At 74.3% G+C, this 15,821-nt stretch carries 12 protein-coding genes; 10 read left to right on the plus strand and 2 right to left on the minus strand.

What is annotated here, in order from left to right; all coding sequences use genetic code 11:
- Window positions 1-43 precede the first annotated feature (43 nt).
- On the minus strand, window positions 44-676 hold the full coding sequence (gene upp / locus GA0070609_RS25080) for a uracil phosphoribosyltransferase (RefSeq protein ID WP_088996064.1): 633 nt from the start codon (window positions 674-676) through the stop codon (window positions 44-46).
- 122 nt (window positions 677-798) lie between these two features.
- On the opposite strand from upp, the gene deoC reads away from it, so the two are divergent.
- Genes deoC through GA0070609_RS25095 form a run of 3 tightly spaced genes read left to right on the plus strand, consistent with a single transcriptional unit; the run spans window position 799 to window position 4,011 of the window.
- On the plus strand, window positions 799-1,758 hold the full coding sequence (gene deoC, locus GA0070609_RS25085; RefSeq protein WP_088996065.1) for a deoxyribose-phosphate aldolase: 960 nt from the start codon (window positions 799-801) through the stop codon (window positions 1,756-1,758).
- Between the two features lie 5 nt (window positions 1,759-1,763).
- On the plus strand, window positions 1,764-3,194 hold the full coding sequence (locus GA0070609_RS25090) for an aldehyde dehydrogenase family protein (RefSeq protein ID WP_088996066.1): 1,431 nt from the start codon (window positions 1,764-1,766) through the stop codon (window positions 3,192-3,194).
- The gene (locus GA0070609_RS25095) at window positions 3,187-4,011 is read left to right on the plus strand and encodes an aldehyde dehydrogenase family protein (protein ID WP_088996067.1); all 825 of its coding nucleotides are present in this window, start codon (window positions 3,187-3,189) and stop codon (window positions 4,009-4,011) included. The genes GA0070609_RS25090 and GA0070609_RS25095 overlap by 8 nt, the downstream gene beginning before the upstream one ends.
- Before the next feature lies 1 nt (window position 4,012).
- Here GA0070609_RS25095 and GA0070609_RS25100 read toward each other — a convergent pair whose 3' ends face one another.
- A complete protein-coding gene (locus GA0070609_RS25100) occupies window positions 4,013-7,447 on the minus strand; it encodes a fibronectin type III domain-containing protein (protein WP_088996068.1) in 3,435 nt (1,144 codons plus the stop codon).
- A 306-nt stretch (window positions 7,448-7,753) separates the two neighbouring features.
- Between GA0070609_RS25100 and GA0070609_RS25105 the strand changes: the two genes are divergently transcribed.
- The 7 genes from GA0070609_RS25105 (at window position 7,754) to GA0070609_RS25135 (ending at window position 15,776) form a co-directional block, all read left to right on the plus strand.
- A complete protein-coding gene (locus tag GA0070609_RS25105) occupies window positions 7,754-8,218 on the plus strand; it encodes a BlaI/MecI/CopY family transcriptional regulator (RefSeq protein ID WP_088996069.1) in 465 nt (154 codons plus the stop codon).
- A 10-nt stretch (window positions 8,219-8,228) separates the two neighbouring features.
- The gene (locus tag GA0070609_RS25110; protein WP_088996070.1) at window positions 8,229-9,131 is read left to right on the plus strand and encodes a M56 family metallopeptidase; all 903 of its coding nucleotides are present in this window, start codon (window positions 8,229-8,231) and stop codon (window positions 9,129-9,131) included.
- A 137-nt stretch (window positions 9,132-9,268) separates the two neighbouring features.
- The gene (locus tag GA0070609_RS25115; RefSeq protein WP_088996071.1) at window positions 9,269-10,519 is read left to right on the plus strand and encodes a cytochrome ubiquinol oxidase subunit I; all 1,251 of its coding nucleotides are present in this window, start codon (window positions 9,269-9,271) and stop codon (window positions 10,517-10,519) included.
- An 11-nt stretch (window positions 10,520-10,530) separates the two neighbouring features.
- Entirely contained in the window at window positions 10,531-11,538 is a 1,008-nt protein-coding gene (gene cydB, locus GA0070609_RS25120) for a cytochrome d ubiquinol oxidase subunit II (protein ID WP_088996072.1), read from the plus strand.
- A complete protein-coding gene (gene cydD / locus GA0070609_RS25125; RefSeq protein ID WP_088996073.1) occupies window positions 11,535-13,208 on the plus strand; it encodes a thiol reductant ABC exporter subunit CydD in 1,674 nt (557 codons plus the stop codon). Before cydB ends, cydD begins: the two co-directional genes overlap by 4 nt.
- Window positions 13,205-15,022, plus strand: a complete 1,818-nt coding sequence (gene cydC, locus GA0070609_RS25130) for a thiol reductant ABC exporter subunit CydC (protein WP_088996074.1) — start codon at window positions 13,205-13,207, stop codon at window positions 15,020-15,022. The genes cydD and cydC overlap by 4 nt, the downstream gene beginning before the upstream one ends.
- Before the next feature lie 70 nt (window positions 15,023-15,092).
- Window positions 15,093-15,776, plus strand: a complete 684-nt coding sequence (locus GA0070609_RS25135) for a permease prefix domain 1-containing protein (RefSeq protein WP_088996075.1) — start codon at window positions 15,093-15,095, stop codon at window positions 15,774-15,776.
- The last annotated feature ends 45 nt before the right edge of the window (window positions 15,777-15,821 follow it).

The following is a 15,821-nucleotide window of genomic DNA, read 5'->3' on the forward strand; positions in this document are numbered from 1 at the left end:
CGCACCCCACGCACGAACTCGGCGTGGGGCGCGCCCGACGGGTTCAGAACCGGGGCATGCCGCCGAACTGGCGGTCACCGGCGTCGCCGAGGCCGGGGACGATGAACATCTTGTCGTTCAGGCCCTCGTCAATCGAGGCCGTGACCAGCCGCAACGGCAGCCCGGACCGCTTGAGCCGTTCGATGGCGACGGGTGCGACCAGGACGCAGAGCACGGTGATGTCGGTGCAGCCCCGGTCGGCGAGCAGCCGGCAGGAGTGCTCCAGCGAGCCGCCGGTGGCCACCATCGGCTCGAGCACCAGCACCGGCAGCCCGGTCAGGTCGCGGGGCAGCGACTCCATGTAGGCGCGGGGCTCGTAGGTCTCCTCGTCGCGGGCCAGCCCGACGAAGCCCATCGAGGACTCCGGCAGCAGCCCGAGCGCCGCGTCGGCCATGCCGAGGCCGGCCCGCAGCACCGGCACCAGCAGCGGCGGGTTGGCCAGCCGGGTGCCCTCGGTGTCGGTGACCGGGGTCCGCACCGGGTACCGCTCGACCGGGAAGGACCGGGCCGCCTCGTACACCAGCATGGTGGTCAGTTCGTGCAGCGCCGCGCGGAAGTTGGCGGAATCGGTGCGCGCGTCCCGCATGGCGGTCAGCCGCGACTGAGCGAGCGGGTGGTCAATGACGAGTACGTCCACGGTCGCTCAACCTACCGAACCGGCGGCCCGGGCACTGCCGGTGCGGGCGGACCAGCGATCCCGCTCACCGGCCGGCGCCGTGACCAAGATCACTCATCGGTCGGATGCGTAGACTTCCAGGCATGACGGCGACAGCGACGTCGGCCCGGTCGGATCTCTCCGAGCTGGGACGATCCGAGACCGCTCTGCGGACCTTCCTGCACGGCCTGCCGGGCGTGGACCAGGTCGGCGCGGAGCAGCGGGCGGCACAGCTCGGCACCCGCTCCATCAAGACCACCGCCAAGGCCCAGGCCATCGACCTGGCGATCCGGATGGTCGACCTGACCACCCTCGAAGGCGCGGACACCCCCGGCAAGGTGCGCGCGCTGGCCGCCAAGGCGCTGCGCCCCGACCCGGCCGACCCGTCCTGCCCGCACGTCGGCGCGGTCTGCGTCTACCCGGCCATGGTCCCGTACGTGGCCGAGGTGCTGCGCGGCTCCGGCGTCCACCTGGCCAGCGTGGCGACCGCCTTCCCGTCGGGTCAGGCCCCGCTGGAGGTCAAGCTCGCCGACACCCGGGCCGCCGTCGAGGCGGGCGCCGACGAGATCGACATGGTGATCAACCGGGGCGCGTTCCTGGCCGGCCGCTACAACGAGGTGTACGACGAGATCGTCGCCACCAAGTCCGCCTGCGGGGACGCCCACCTCAAGGTGATCCTGGAGACCGGCGAACTGGCCACCTACGACAACGTGCGGCGCGCCTCCTGGCTGGCCATGCTGGCCGGCGCCGACTTCATCAAGACCTCCACCGGCAAGGTGCCGGTCGCGGCCACCCCGCCGGTGACCCTGGTGATGCTGGAGGCGGTCCGCGACTTCCGGGCGGCCACCGGCCGGCAGGTCGGCGTGAAGCCGGCCGGCGGCATCAAGACCACCAAGGACGCGATCAAGTACCTGGTGATGGTCAACGAGACCGTCGGCGCGGACTGGCTGGACCCGGACTGGTTCCGCTTCGGCGCCTCCAGCCTGCTCAACGACCTGCTGATGCAGCGCACCAAGCTGACGACCGGCGTCTACGCCGGTCCCGACTACTTCACCCTGGACTGAGCGCCATGTTCGAATACGCCCCCGCCCCCGAGTCCCGCTCGGTGGTGGACATCAAGCCCTCGTACGGGCTCTTCATCGACGGGAAGTTCGTCGACCCCACCGACGGCGGCTCGTTCAAGTCGATCAACCCGGCCTCCGAGGAGGTGCTGGCCGAGGTCGCCGAGGGCGGTGCCGGCGACGTCGACCGCGCGGTGCGCGCCGCCCGGGCGGCGTACGAGAAGGTCTGGGGCCCGATGCCGGGCCGGGACCGGGCCAAGTACCTGTTCCGGATCGCCCGGATCATCCAGGAGCGTTCCCGCGAGCTGGCGGTGCTGGAGTCGCTGGACAACGGCAAGCCGATCAAGGAGTCCCGGGACGTCGACATCCCGCTGGTGGCGGCGCACTTCTTCTACTACGCCGGTTGGGCCGACAAGCTGGAGCACGCCGGGTTCGGCCCGAACCCCCGGCCGCTCGGCGTCGCCGCGCAGGTCATCCCGTGGAACTTCCCGCTGCTGATGCTGGCCTGGAAGATCGCCCCCGCCCTCGCGGCGGGCAACACGGTGGTGCTGAAGCCGGCCGAGACCACCCCGCTGACCGCGCTGCTCTTCGCCGAGATCTGCCAGCAGGCCGACCTGCCCGCCGGTGTGGTCAACATCGTCACCGGCGCCGGCGACACCGGCCGCGCGCTCGTCGAGCACCCGGGCGTGGACAAGGTCGCCTTCACCGGCTCGACCGAGGTCGGCCGGGCCATCGCCCGCGCGGTCGCCGGCACCCGCAAGAAGCTCACCCTGGAGCTGGGCGGCAAGGCCGCCAACATCGTCTTCGACGACGCCCCGGTCGACCAGGCGGTCGAGGGGATCGTCAACGGCATCTTCTTCAACCAGGGGCACGTCTGCTGCGCCGGCTCCCGGCTGCTGGTCCAGGAGAACGTCGCCGACCGGGTGCTGGAGGCGCTGAAGCGGCGGATGGCCCAGCTGCGCGTCGGCGACCCGCTGGACAAGAACACCGACATCGGCGCGATCAACTCAGCCGCCCAGCTGGCCCGGATCCGGGAACTGTCCGAGGCCGGGTCCGCCGAGGGCGCGGAGCGCTGGTCGCCGCCGTGCGAGCTGCCCGACCGGGGCTTCTGGTTCGCGCCGACCATCTTCACCGGGGTCACCCAGGCGCACCGGATCGCCCGCGAGGAGATCTTCGGCCCGGTGCTGTCCGTGCTGACCTTCCGCACCCCGGCCGAGGCCGTCGAGAAGGCCAACAACACGCCGTACGGGCTGTCGGCCGGGATCTGGACCGACAAGGGGTCCCGGATCCTGTGGATGGCCGACCGGCTGCGCGCCGGAGTGGTCTGGGCCAACACGTTCAACAAGTTCGACCCCACCTCGCCGTTCGGCGGCTACAAGGAGTCGGGCTACGGTCGCGAGGGCGGCCGGCACGGGCTGGAGGGCTACCTCAATGTCTGAGCGGGTCGCGGTACGCAAGACGTACAAGCTCTTCATCGGCGGGAAGTTCCCGCGCAGCGAGTCGGGACGGTCGTATCTCGTGCAGGACGCGAACGTGTCTTTGGCGTCTCGGAAGGACGCGCGGGACGCCGTCGTCACCGCCCGCGCCGCGGTCAAGGGCTGGGCCGGCGCCACCGCGTACAACCGGGGGCAGATCCTCTACCGGGCGGCCGAGATGCTGGAGGGCCGGCGCGAGCAGTTCGTCGCGCTCGGCGTGCCCGGCGACGAGGTCGACGCGGCCATCGACCGCTGGGTCTGGTACGCCGGCTGGTCGGACAAGCTCGCCCAGGTCTACGGGGGCGCCAACCCGGTCGCCGGGCCGTACTTCAACCTGTCGGCGCCCGAGCCGACCGGCGTGGTGGCCGTGGTGGCCCCGGCGTCCCCGGCGCTGCTCGGCCTGGTCAGCGTGATCGCCCCGGCGATCGTCACCGGCAACACCGTGGTGGTGGCCGCCTCGCCGGCCGAGCCGCTGGCGGCGGTGACCCTGGCCGAGGTGCTCGCCACCTCGGACCTGCCGGGTGGCGTGGTGAACATCCTGACCGGCCGGCTGTCGGACACGGTGCCGACGCTGGCCAGCCACATGGACGTCAACGCGATCGACCTGACCGGGGTGGCCGACGCCGACCTGGCGGCCGACCTGGAGGTCAAGGCGGCGGAGAACCTCAAGCGGGTGCTCCGGCCGGCGCCGGCCGACCACGACTGGTTCGCCGACCCGGGCGTCACCCGGATGACCTCGCTCCTGGAGACCAAGACCGTCTGGCACCCGAAGGGCGTCTGAGTCAGCGGCCCACCGCCACCGCCTCGACCGTGCGTTCGAACACGATCGGTGTAGGCGTCGAGCCGGAAGCCGCATTGATCCGATATATCGTTCGGGAGAGGCTGCCCGACTGACACCCGAGGTAGAACAGCGACGCGCTGTCCCGGGCCCAGGCGACCGGGTACCCGGTGCAGTAGTTGGCCGGCGTCAGGCTCCACAGCCGGACGCCGGCCGGCGAGTACCCGTACACGGCGCCGCCGTGGGTACCGAACGCGATGGTCGAGCCGTCCGGTGACCACGCGGCCGGGCTGAAGCCTTCCCCGCTGCGCCCGGTGTAGACGGTCTGCTTACCGCTGCCGTTGCTCGCGCTCGTGTAGAGGGTCGGGGGCTGGGTCGCGGTCGTGACGGCCCACCGGCTGTTGCCGGGGTTCCAGGACGGCGGGCCGTCCTCGCGTCGGGTGGAGATCCGGGTCGGCGTGCCGCCGCTGGCGGGGACGGTGTAGATGCCGTCGGTGGGACAGGTGTACCAGCCGAAGCTGCTGCTGCGCGAGAAGCTGATCGTCGCACCGTTCGGGGACCACACCGGGAACTTGTCGAAGGTGTCGACGCTGCAAGTGGGGTCCTGGTACGTGAGCTGCCGGTCCTGCCCGGTGGCGATGTTGCGGACGAAGAGGGTGAGACCGCCGCCGGGCGCCGCGCGACGGTACACCACCTCGGTGCCGGCCGGGTTCACCGCCAGTCCTAGCCCTCCGCCGGTGTAGGTGCCGCCGATCTGGCGCCGCGCGCCGCCCCGGTCGTCGGTCTGCACCAGCCGCAGGGTGGTGTAGCAGTCGCTGCTCACGCACTCCACCACGTAGAGGTGCTGAGGCAACGGAGCACGCGCGAGCACCTTGCGGTAGTGGAGGATCGACGGGTTGCTCTTGTCGAAGCCGAGCGAGGGCAACGCGATCCCGGCGCCCGCGTCCAGGCCGCCGGTGAGCGTCCACCACGGTTCCGCGGTCGGGTTGGCCGACAGCTCGACGGTGATGCCAGCCGTCAGGTAGGGGCCAGCCAGCCCGTACAGGAACAGCTCCAGCCGGGGCCCGACGCTCGCTCGCAGCGACGCGCTTGCTGACGGGGTGGGCGGCGTGTAGCTGAAGCTGCTGCTGGTCTGGGCGATCGGGCGGAGGCCGGCATCGGACCAGGACAGCCCCAGCGTGCCGGAGGCGCGCTGGACGGCGGCGGCGGTGACCTGGGCGCTGACGGTGCCGTTGGCAGAGAGGTAGAACTGCAGTTGCGGCGTGACGACCACCGGCACCGGCCCGATGCTGAAGGTGATCGGCGTGAAGCGGACCGGAGTCGGGAGCAGCGGCACCGGGCCCAGGGTGCAGCCGCTCGCGGCCTGGGCTGACGCGGTCAGCGAGGCGTCCTGCGAGAGAGTGCCGGTGAACGTGGCCGACTTGACCGAGAACCAGCCCCATTCGACCGAGAGGTTGACCGACGGGCTGACGCTGACGCTGCCGATCACCCGGACCGAGCCACCGCCAGAGCAACTGACCGCCCGGTCGATCGGTTGCGCCACCGCGCGGAGCGACTCCCGCGCCGCCAGGCGCCGCTGAAGGCGTTCCGGGGTCAGTGCCGGCTTGCCCCCCGGAGCCGTTCCAGCGGGTGTCACGTCGTCGGCGGACAGTGGCGCCGACACCGAGAAGTGCCCGGCCCCGAAGGCTTCCTGGAGCGTCGCCGGCTCGGTGGTGAGAACCGGGTTCCCCGCCGCGTCCGTGCCGGTGTCGACGACCTTGACCAGCAGTCCGTCCGGGGTGGCCGGAGCGACGCCGGCGGCGAGCACCTCGCCGATCTCCGGTACCGCGGCCGCCGGGGTCAGGACGACCTGACGGGTGTTTCCGGGCGTCCCGGTGACGGCCTCGACGTCGCCCGGCCGGGCCTGCCGGGTGCTGCTGGGCGTAGCGGTGTCGCCCAGGAAATAGCCGACCACGTCGATGACGACGTGGGTGGCGCCGGCGTGGTTGTAGACGAGCGTCGCACCGTCCACGCCGAGTGGCGCCACGGAGAGGTTGGGCACGACCGCGCCGGCGGTGAAGTTGAGATCGGATGCGGTGGGTCGCTCGGTGAGCGACGGGTAGACGGTCAGGAAGCCCGGATTCGTGGGCGCGACCGCGGTGACGTTGGCGATGAGGCCGGTGGCCGGCACCGGCGCGCTCGCCGCCGGCAGGCCGGCGCGACCGGCTACCGCGACCGGCAGGGAGACGCCACCGGCCACCGGACCCGCCGCGGCGCCAAGGCCGGTGCGGGTGTCCACGATCCGGGTGGGTGGGACGCTGGCGAGGTAAGCGCCGCCCGCCGCCGGATCCGATCCGTCACCGAACCACCCGGTGACGTCGACGACGAGCGGAGTCGATCCCGCCCGGTTGTAGAAGCTCACCTTGCCGTCGCTGCCGACCGGCACGATCACGCGGTTCGCGAGAACCTGCTTCGCGGCGAAGTTGACCGTGGAAGCCGTCGGCCGGGGCTGTCCCGCCGGGAAAGCCGTCACGAATCCGGCGGCCGTCGACCCGGCCACCGTGGTGTTGAGCACCACCGCCGACACGCCGGAGGTGGGCACCCCACCAGCCCCGGTGACCTGGAGGTCGAGCCGGCCGTCTGGACCGGGGGTGGTGCCACCGAGCCCGGTCCGGGTGTCGGCCAGCCGGGCGGGGCTCAGTCCGTGGAAGAGACCGGCGGCGGGTGACGCCGTCGCGGCGGTCGAGAACCAGCCCGCCGCGTCGGCTACCAGGTGGGTCACAACGGACGAGTAGAGGACGACCGTGCCCTCCGACCCGACCGGCACCACGACCAGGTTGGAGACCGTCTGACCCTTGAGGAAGTTGAGGTTCGACGCCGTCGGTCGCGCCGTGCCGCCCGGGTACGCCGTGACGAAGCCCGGGCCGAGCGGCTGGGTAACCGTCAGGTTCAAGGCCACAGCGGCCACGTCCGTGCCGGGTATGCCGCCCCGACCGGTCACCGTGAGGGTCACCTGTCGGGTGGCAGCCGGTGGTGCCCCCAGGCCCGAACGGGTGTCGAGCAGCCGAGCCGGCGGCACGGCGGTGAGCGACCCGCCCGGGGCGGCGACGGTGACCGGCTGCTCGGCCTGCGTGACCGGCGACACCTCGCTGCCCGCGAGCGCCGCCACCTGCGCGACGTACGGCGTGTTGGGTCGTACGCCGGCCAGCACCGCGCTGTCCGCGCCGGGCGGGAGGTCGATGGACAGCCCGGCCGGCACGGTGCTCACCCGGTATCCGGTGATGCCGCTGGCGTCGGCTGGCGGCGTCCAGCTCACCCGGACGGCGAGGTCGTCGACCTCGGCGACCACTGCGGCGGGCGCGGGGGGCGCGGCGGCGGCCGCGGCCGCCGGCCCGGCGTCGAGCGGCAGGAGTGCCGCCGTGGTGAGCACGACGGCCAGCCGGCGAACGCGAGCGCTCATGGTCGCCTCCTCGGTAGGTAAGGTCGTCTACCAATCTCGAGACGGTGGCGGAAAGCCGACGGTCTGGTAGCGGACACCGCAGCGCGGCAAGCCGGACCGAACGGCCGCGCCGGTGTCGATCGCCCGGGGCCGGTGTCGGCCTCAACGGACCGGCCTGTTCACCCGACCGTCCCTGCCGCGGCCGTCGAGCAGCCTCCGCCGGTCCCCCGACGGACTCCGGGGTCTGGACCGGGCGAGTTTCTGTCCGCTCGACCGCACGGCGATGTGGCCGATCGCACGTCCTACTACGAGGGGTAGGATTGCGGGGTGACTCGGCTTGGTGATCTCGAACGTGCGGTGATGGACGTGCTGTGGGACTCGGTCCCCGCCACGTCGGACGGCGTCACCGTGCGGGAGGTCGCGGACGCGCTGGCCGGGCGCGAGCTGGCGTACACCACGGTGATGACGGTGCTGGACCGGCTGGCCGGCAAGGGCATGGTGCAGCGCGAGCGGGAGGGGCGGGCCTGGCGCTACCGGGCCGCGGCCAGCCGTGAGGCGTACATCGCCCAGCTCATGCTCGACGCGCTCGACCTGGGCGGCAGCCGGGACGCCGCGCTGGTGCGCTTCGCCCGCTCGGTGACCGGCACCGAGGCCGAGGTGCTGCGCGCCGCGCTGGCCGCCGACGCCGCCGCCGCAGGGTCGGCCGCTTCCGGTGAGCTGACCGACCGGGTCGAGGCGCCGACCGACCGGGTGGTCCGCCCGCCCGTCGCCGACGAGGCCGCGGACCGGTAGGGCGGCGGCCGTGGCGTACGCTCTGCACTTCGCCGCGTCGATGGCGGCCTGCCTGCTGACCGCGCAGGTGCTGGCCCGCTCCACCTGGACGTGGCGCAGCCCCCGGGTGGCGATCCTCTGCTGGCAGGCGGTCGGGCTGGCGCTCGGCCTCTCCGAGATGGGCCTGCCGATCGCGGTCGGGCTGGCCCCGTACGATCGGCCGACCGGGAGCGCGCTGCTGGCCCTGGGCGACGACCTGGTGCACGGCACCCTGCCGCCGGGCCTCGGGGCCGTCCAGCTGAGCCTGGTCGCCCTCGGCTTCGGCATCGGCGGAGTGCTGCTGACCACGACCGTACGCACCCTGCTGCACACCGTGCGGGCCCAGCGCCGGCACCGGGAGCTGCTCGCCCTGGTGGCCCGGAACGATCCGGCGGCGCCCGGCGCGCTGGTGCTCGACCACCCGAGCGCGGCGGCGTACTGCCTGCCGGGGGTGAAGCCGCAGGTGGTGGTCAGCGCCGGGACGCTCAGCCTGCTGGACCGCGCCGAGCTGGCGGCAGTGCTCAGCCACGAGCGGGCGCACGCCCAGGAGCGGCACGACCTGGTGCTGCTGCCGTTCACCGCGCTCTGCCGGGCGCTGCCCTGGTTCGGCTGGGTCCGCGGGATCCACGAGCGGGTCGCCCTGCTGGTCGAGATGCGCGCCGACGACAAGGCCCGCGAGGCGCACCCCGAGGCCCTGGGCCGCGCGCTGCGCCGGTTCGCCACGGCCGGCGACAAGATCACCCCCGTCGGTGCCCTCGGCCTCGGCGACCGCGACCTGGACGTCCGGGTGCAGCGGCTGCTGGTGCCCGATCGGCCGCCCCGGGTGCTCGGCGCCGTCGCCCTGGCGGTGGCCACCACCGTGGCCGCCCTGCCGATCTCGCTCTTCCTCAGCTGATCCCCGCGCCTAAATGCGCCCCCCGAACTACTACGCTTTGTCGTAGGCTCTCCTACGACAAGGCGTAGTAGTTATGTGTAGAGAATCTACGTGTAGGCTCACTACGACAAGTGAGCCGACAGTACGGAGAGCCGGCCATGGACACCCTCCTCCTCGCCCGACTGCAGTTCGCCACCACCACCTCGATCCACTTCCTGTTCGTGGTGGTCACGCTCGGCCTGGTCACCCTGCTGGTGGGGCTGCAGACCACCGCGGTGCTGACCGGCAAGCCGGTCTACTGGCGGCTGACCCGGTTCTGGGGTCAGCTCTACGTGATCAACTACGTGCTCGGCATCGCCACCGGCATCGTGATGGAGTTCCAGTTCGGCCTGAACTGGAGCGGACTGTCGCGCTACGTGGGCAACGTCTTCGGCGCCCCGCTGGCGATCGAGACGCTGGTGGCGTTCTTCCTCGAGTCGACCTTCCTCGGCATGTGGATCTTCGGGTGGCACCGGCTGCGCAAGGGCGTCCACCTCGCGCTGCTCTGGGGCGTCGCGCTCACCGCGTACGCCTCGGCGTTCTGGATCATGGTGGCCAACTCCTGGCTGCAGAACCCGGTCGGCTACGAACTGCGTGACGGAGTCGCCCACCTCACCGACTTCACCGCCCTGCTCACCAACCCCAGCCTCGGCATGGCGTTCGGCCACGTGGTCTTCGCGGCGCTGCTGGTCGGCGGGATGCTGATGGCCGCGGTCAGCGCCTGGCACCTGATCCGGCGCACCCCGGATTACGGGCTGTTCCGTACCTCGCTGCGGATCGGCCTGGTCACCGCGGCGCTGTCGATCACCATGGTGCAGGGTTTCGGCTTCGCCCAGTTCGCGCCGGTCGGGCAGGTGCAGCCCACCAAGTTCGGCGGCGGACCGGAGGCGGACGCCCTGGTGGCCGAGTGGACCACCCGGTTCGGCCCGGGCGACTACACCCCGCCGGTGCTGGCCAGCGTCGGACTCGGCTTCATGATCCTGATCGGCTTCACCCTCGGCGCCCTCTGGCTGCTGCTCCCGCTGCTCTGGCGGGACTGGGCGATCCGGCTGCGCTTCCCGCTCTGGCTGATCCTGCTCGCCCTGCCGCTGCCGTTCGTCGCGGTGATCCTCGGCTGGATCGCCCGCGAGGTGGGCCGGCAGCCCTGGGTGGCGTACGGCCTGCTCCCCACCGACCAGGCCGTCTCCGGCGTCGCTCCCGGCGTGATGCTGGCCTCGCTGATCGGCTTCAGCCTGCTGCTCGGCACCCTGGCGGTGGCCAACTGGGTGCTGCTGGCCCGGCACGCCGCCCGGGGCGCCGCCGACCCGGCGCTGGGCCGGTCGCCCACCCAGCCGCCCGCCGACACCCGCCCCGTGCCCGTCTTCGCCTGAGGGAGACCACCGTGGAACTCGCCTGGTACGCCCTGCTGGGCCTCTTCTTCGCCACCTACCTGGTGCTCGGCGGCTACGACTACGGCGTCGGCCTGCTGCTCGCCCGGGGCACCGACCCGGCCCGCCGCCGGGCGGCGCTCAACGCCGTCGGGCCGTTCTTCCTCGGCAACGAGGTGTGGCTGGTCGCCGCCGTCGGCATCCTGTTCGGCGCCTTCCCGATGCTGGAGGGCGAACTGCTCTCCGGGTTCTATCCGGCCGTGGTCGGCGCGCTGGTCGGGGTGATCCTGGTGACCGCCGGGGTGCAGTTGCGCAGCCGCCCGTCCGGCGAGCGGTCCCGGGCCGGCTGGGACCGGGTGGTGGTGATCGGCAGCCTGCTCGCCGCGCTCGGCTGGGGTGCCCTGCTCGCCGGCCTGCTCCAGGGCGTACCGCTGCACGCCGACGGGCACGTCGCCGGGGTGACCCACCTGTTCACCCCGTTCGTGGCCGCCGCCGGGCTCGCGGTGCTGGCGCTGGTCGCGGCGCACGGTGCGACCTTCCTCACCCTGCGGCTGCCGGCCGCCGACGCCGAGGCGACCGGCCGGCTGGCCCGCCGGCTGGTCCCGGTGGCGCTCGCCGCGGTCGGCGCGGCCACCGTCCTGGGCCTGCTCTCCGAGCGGGTACGCGACACCGTGCAGCGGCCGGTCGCCGGGCTGCTCGCGCCGGTGCTGCTGGCCGGGGCGTTGCTGCTGGCCCGGGCGGCGCTCGCCCGCCGGCGGCCGGGGTTGGCCTTCGCCGCCACCGGCACCGCACTGGCCGCGCTGGTGGCGCTGGTCGGCGCGGCCCTCTGGCCGTACGCGCTGGTCTCCACCGTCGATCCGGGCGCGTCGCTGACCGTGGCCGACGCGGCGGCGAGCGACCCCACGCTGCGGCTGCTGGGCTGGCTGACGGTGCCGCTGCTGCCGGCCCTACTAGGCTTTCAGCTGATGTGCTGGTGGGTTTTCCGGGGACGGACCGACGGCAGGGCACCGGTGTACTGGTGAACCGCCGTCCCTTCGACCCGCGTCTGCTGCGCCGGGTCCCCGCGGCCCGGCGCGACCTCGCCGTGCTCGCCCTGCTCGGCGTGGTCGCCGCGGGGCTGGTCGTGGCCCAGGCCACCGCGTTGGCGGCGCTGCTGGCGACCGCGTTCGACGGGCGGCTCGACCGGCCGGCGCTGGCCGGCCTGGTCGCCGCGGTCGCCGCGCGGTCGCTGCTGGTCTGGGCGCAGGGCACGGTGTCGGCGCGGGTCGCGGCGACGGTCAAGGCGGCGCTGCGGGTGGAACTGCTCGCCGCGGTCGGCCGGCACGGCCCCGGCTGGGTCGCCGGTCAGCGCGCCGGGCAGTTGGCCACCCTGGCCGGGCGCGGGCTGGACGCCCTGGACGCCTACTTCACCGGCTACCTGCCGCAGCTCGTGCTCAGCGTCACCGTGCCGGTGGCGGTGCTGGGCCGGATCTTCCTCGCGGACTGGAGCTCCGCGCTGATCATCGCGGTCACCCTGCCGCTGATCCCGATCTTCGGAGCGTTGCTCGGCTGGCAGGCCCAGGCCGCCACCGAACGCCAGTGGCGGCGGTTGTCGCTGCTCGGCGGGCACTTCCTCGACATGGTCGCCGGGCTGCCCACGCTGCGCGCCTTCGGCCGGGCCCGGGCCCAGGTGGACGTGGTCCGCCGGATGGCCGACGGGCACCGGGTGGCGACCATGAAGACGCTGCGCATCGCCTTCCTCTCCGCCCTGGTGCTGGAACTGGTGGCCACCCTCTCGGTGGCGCTGGTCGCGGTGCCGGTGGGGCTGCGGCTGCTCGGCGGCGGGCTGACCCTGCAGACGGCGCTGCTGGTGCTGCTGCTCACCCCCGAGGCGTACCTGCCGCTGCGGGCGGCCGGGGCCCGGTTCCACGCCAGCATGGAGGGGCTCACCGCGCTGGACGAGGCGCTCACCGTCTCGGCCACCCCACCGGCACCGGCCGAGCGGCGCGGTCCCGCCCCGGACGGCCGGGCGGAGATCCGGTTCGAGTCGGTGACCGTCGAGTACGAGCGCACCACCGCGCTGCGGGACGTCACGCTGACCATCCGGCCCGGCGAGCGGATCGCGATCGTCGGGCCCAGCGGCGCCGGCAAGAGCACCCTGCTCAACCTGCTGCTGGGCTTCGTCACGCCGACCGCCGGCCGGGTCACGGTGGGCGGCGTCGACCTGGCCGACGCGGATCCGGACGCCTGGCGCCGGCAACTGGCCTGGGTGCCGCAGCGCGCCCACCTCTTCGCCGCCTCGCTGGCCGACAACATCCGGCTCGGCGCCCCCGACACCCCGGACGCCGCACTCGCCGCCGCGGTGCGCGACGCTGCGCTGGACGACGTGGTCGCCGGACTGCCGGACGGGCTGGCCACCGTGCTCGGCGAGCGCGGGCACGGCCTCTCCAGCGGCCAGCGGCAGCGGGTCGCCCTGGCCCGCGCGTTCCTGCGGGACGCCCCGGTGGTGCTGCTCGACGAGCCCACCGCCCGGCTGGACAGCGCGTCCGAGGCGGTCGTGCTGGCCGCCACCCGCCGGTTGGTCGCCGGCCGGACGGCGCTGCTGGTGGCACACCGCCCCGCGTTGCTCGCCGACGCCGACCGGGTGCTGCGGGTCGAGGACGGCCGGGTCACCGAGCTGACCCCGGTACCGACCGCGGAGGTGCTCCGGTGATCGCGGTGACCCGTCCCGAGCGCACCGTGCTGCGGCTGGCCCGGCCGTACCTGGGTCGGCTGCTCGGCGCCGGACTGCTCGCCGCGGTGACCGAGTTCGCCGGGCTGGCCCTGATGGCCACCGCCACCTGGCTGCTGATGAGCGCGGCCGGCCGGCCGCCGCTGGACCGGCTCACGGTGGCGATCGTCGCGGTCCGCGCCCTGGCCGTCAGCCGGGGCGTGTTCCGCTACACCGAGCGGCTCGCCGGGCACGACGCGGTGCTGCGGCTGGTCACCGACGTCCGGGCTCGGGTGTTCGCCGCCCTCGCCGCCCGCCGGGCGCCCGAGCAGCGCACCGGGGACGCGCTGAGCCGGCTGGTCTCCGACGTGGAGGCGGTGCAGGACCTGCTGCTGCGGGTGCTCGTCCCGGCCTCGGCGGCGGCGCTGGTCAGCGTGGTGGCGGTGGGCGCGGCGGCACTGATCGACCCGGCCGCCGCCGGGGCGCTCGCCGTGGGGTTGCTGGTCGCCGGTGTGGCGCTGCCCGCGCTGGCCACCGCGCTGACCCGACGCGCCGCCGCCGAGGTGGCACCGCTACGCGGGGCGCTGGCCGCCGACGCGGTCGACCTCACCCACGGCGCCGCCGACCTGGCCGCGTTCGGCGCCACCGGCTCCGCGCTGGCGGCCGCCGGCCGGCGTACCGCGCGGCTGGCCCGGCTGGAACGGCGGCTGGCCGCCACCGGGTTCGCCATCGACGCGGCCGGCGTGCTGGTCGCCGGGCTGACCGCCGCCGCCGTGGTGTTCGTCGCGCTGGCCCGGGACGTCGACGGGGTGCTGGTCGGGGTGCTCGCGGTGGGCGCGCTCGCCGCGGTGGAGGTGGCGCTGGCGCTGGTCGGCGCCGCCCGGCAGCGGACCCAGCTGAGCGCCGGCCTGACCCGGGTCGCCGCCCTGCTCGACGCCGCACCGACCGACACCGCACCGGTGGAGGCCGAGCCGGCGGGGACCGGTGTCGCACCCGCCCGCGTGGGCGCCGGCGCGGGAGGCGAGACGGCACCCGCCACGGTGAGCGCGGCGGCGCCGCACGACGTGCGGTTCACCGACCTGACGGTGCGCTACCGGGCCGGCGCCGCGCCCGCGCTGGTCGGGTTCGACCTCGACCTGCCGGCCGGGCGACGGGTGGCCGTGGTCGGGCCGAGCGGCGCGGGCAAGAGCACCATCGCCGCGGTCCTCACCGGGTCGGTCCGGCCGGAGGCGGGCCGGGTCACGCTGGACGGGCGGGACCTGTCGGCGTACTCCGAGCGGGAGCTGCCCCGCGCGGTCGGCGGCCTGCTCGCCGAGGCGTACGTCTTCCACGCCTCGGTCCGGGACAACCTGCTGCTCGGCCGCGCCGGGGCGAGCGACGACGAGCTGGCCGCGGCCACCGCGGCGGCCGGCCTGCTGGACTGGGTACACGAACAGCCGGACGGCTGGGACACGGTGGTCGGCGAGGAGGGCGGGCAGCTCTCCGGCGGCCAGCGGCAGCGGCTCGCGCTGGCCCGGGCGCTGCTCGCCGCTCCCGGCGTGCTGGTGCTCGACGAGCCGACCGAGGGGCTCGACCCGGCCGCCGCCGACGCGGTGCTCGCCGCCACCCTGGCCGCCACCCCGCCCGGGCACTCGGTGCTGCTGATCAGCCACCGGCTCAGCGGGCTGGCCGGGCTGGACGAGGTCGTGGTGCTGGACGCCGGACGGGTGGTGCAGCGCGGCCGGCACGCCGACCTGGTGGCGGCTCCGGGCTGGTACCGGGACCAGTGGCGGCTCCAGGAGGCGGCCGAACGCGGGTACTTCGCGCTGAGCCCCTGACCTGGCCTCCGGGTCAGTCCAGGGATGTCCCGGACGACGCTCGGCGGCCGGTCGTGGCAGGGTGGGTGCCATGGCCGGCGGTGACGAGGTGTTGGTGGAGGAGCGCCTGCGCGAGCTGGGTGACCGGCTGCGCGGGCCGGTACGGCTCAAGTCCGACCTGCTGACCGAGGCCCGGCACGGCCTGCTGGACGCCGTCGAGGCGTACCGCGAGGGCGGGCTGTCGGCGGCGGAGGCGCAGCGGCGCGCGGTGACCGAGTTCGGCAGCCCAGCGCAGCTGGCCCCGGCGTACCAGGCCGAGTTGGCGGTCGGCGCGCTGCGCGGGCTGGCGCTGCGGGTGGTCACGGTGGCCGCCGTCGCGATCGTCGCCGGCGACCTGACCTGGCAGGGGGCGAGCTGGAGCGAGGGTCCCCGGCCGCCGGCCGGCTACCTGCTGCTCTCCGCCTCGATGGACTGGTTGTGGATCACCGCGTTCGTGCTGGCCGCGGCCGGGCTGCTGGTCGCCACGAGCGCCGACCGCTGGGGCGTGCCGGGCGGCGCCGTGCTCCACCGCGCGGTCGGCGCGAGCCTGACCGGCGTCCTCCTCCTCGCCGCCGCCGCCGGCGCCGGGCTGTTCGCCTGGTCGATGGGGCTCTGGGAGGCGGCCCTGACCTGGCCACCGATGATCATCGGCGCGGTCGTGGCCACCGCCGCCCTGCTCTGGATCGGCCGCGCGGCCCGCTACTGGCTGACCGCCTCGCTGACCACCGCGCGCTGAGGCCCGCCCTCCTGCCCTGCCCCTGGCCGGCTCGGCCAGCGCCCT

It is taken from the genome of Micromonospora echinaurantiaca, assembly GCF_900090235.1.
In the GTDB taxonomy this organism is placed as follows: domain Bacteria; phylum Actinomycetota; class Actinomycetes; order Mycobacteriales; family Micromonosporaceae; genus Micromonospora; species Micromonospora echinaurantiaca.

Bases quoted from the DNA above. Each gene is read 5' to 3' on its own strand.
- GA0070609_RS25115 (WP_088996071.1), top strand. From the start codon at position 9,269: ATGGACACCCTCCTCCTCGCCCGACTGCAGTTCGCCACCACCACCTCG.
- GA0070609_RS25135 (WP_088996075.1), top strand. From the start codon at position 15,093: ATGGCCGGCGGTGACGAGGTGTTGGTGGAGGAGCGCCTGCGCGAGCTG.
- GA0070609_RS25090 (WP_088996066.1), top strand. From the start codon at position 1,764: ATGTTCGAATACGCCCCCGCCCCCGAGTCCCGCTCGGTGGTGGACATC.
- GA0070609_RS25095 (WP_088996067.1), top strand. From the start codon at position 3,187: ATGTCTGAGCGGGTCGCGGTACGCAAGACGTACAAGCTCTTCATCGGC.
- deoC (WP_088996065.1), top strand. From the start codon at position 799: ATGACGGCGACAGCGACGTCGGCCCGGTCGGATCTCTCCGAGCTGGGA.
- GA0070609_RS25100 (WP_088996068.1), bottom strand. From the start codon at position 7,447: ATGAGCGCTCGCGTTCGCCGGCTGGCCGTCGTGCTCACCACGGCGGCA.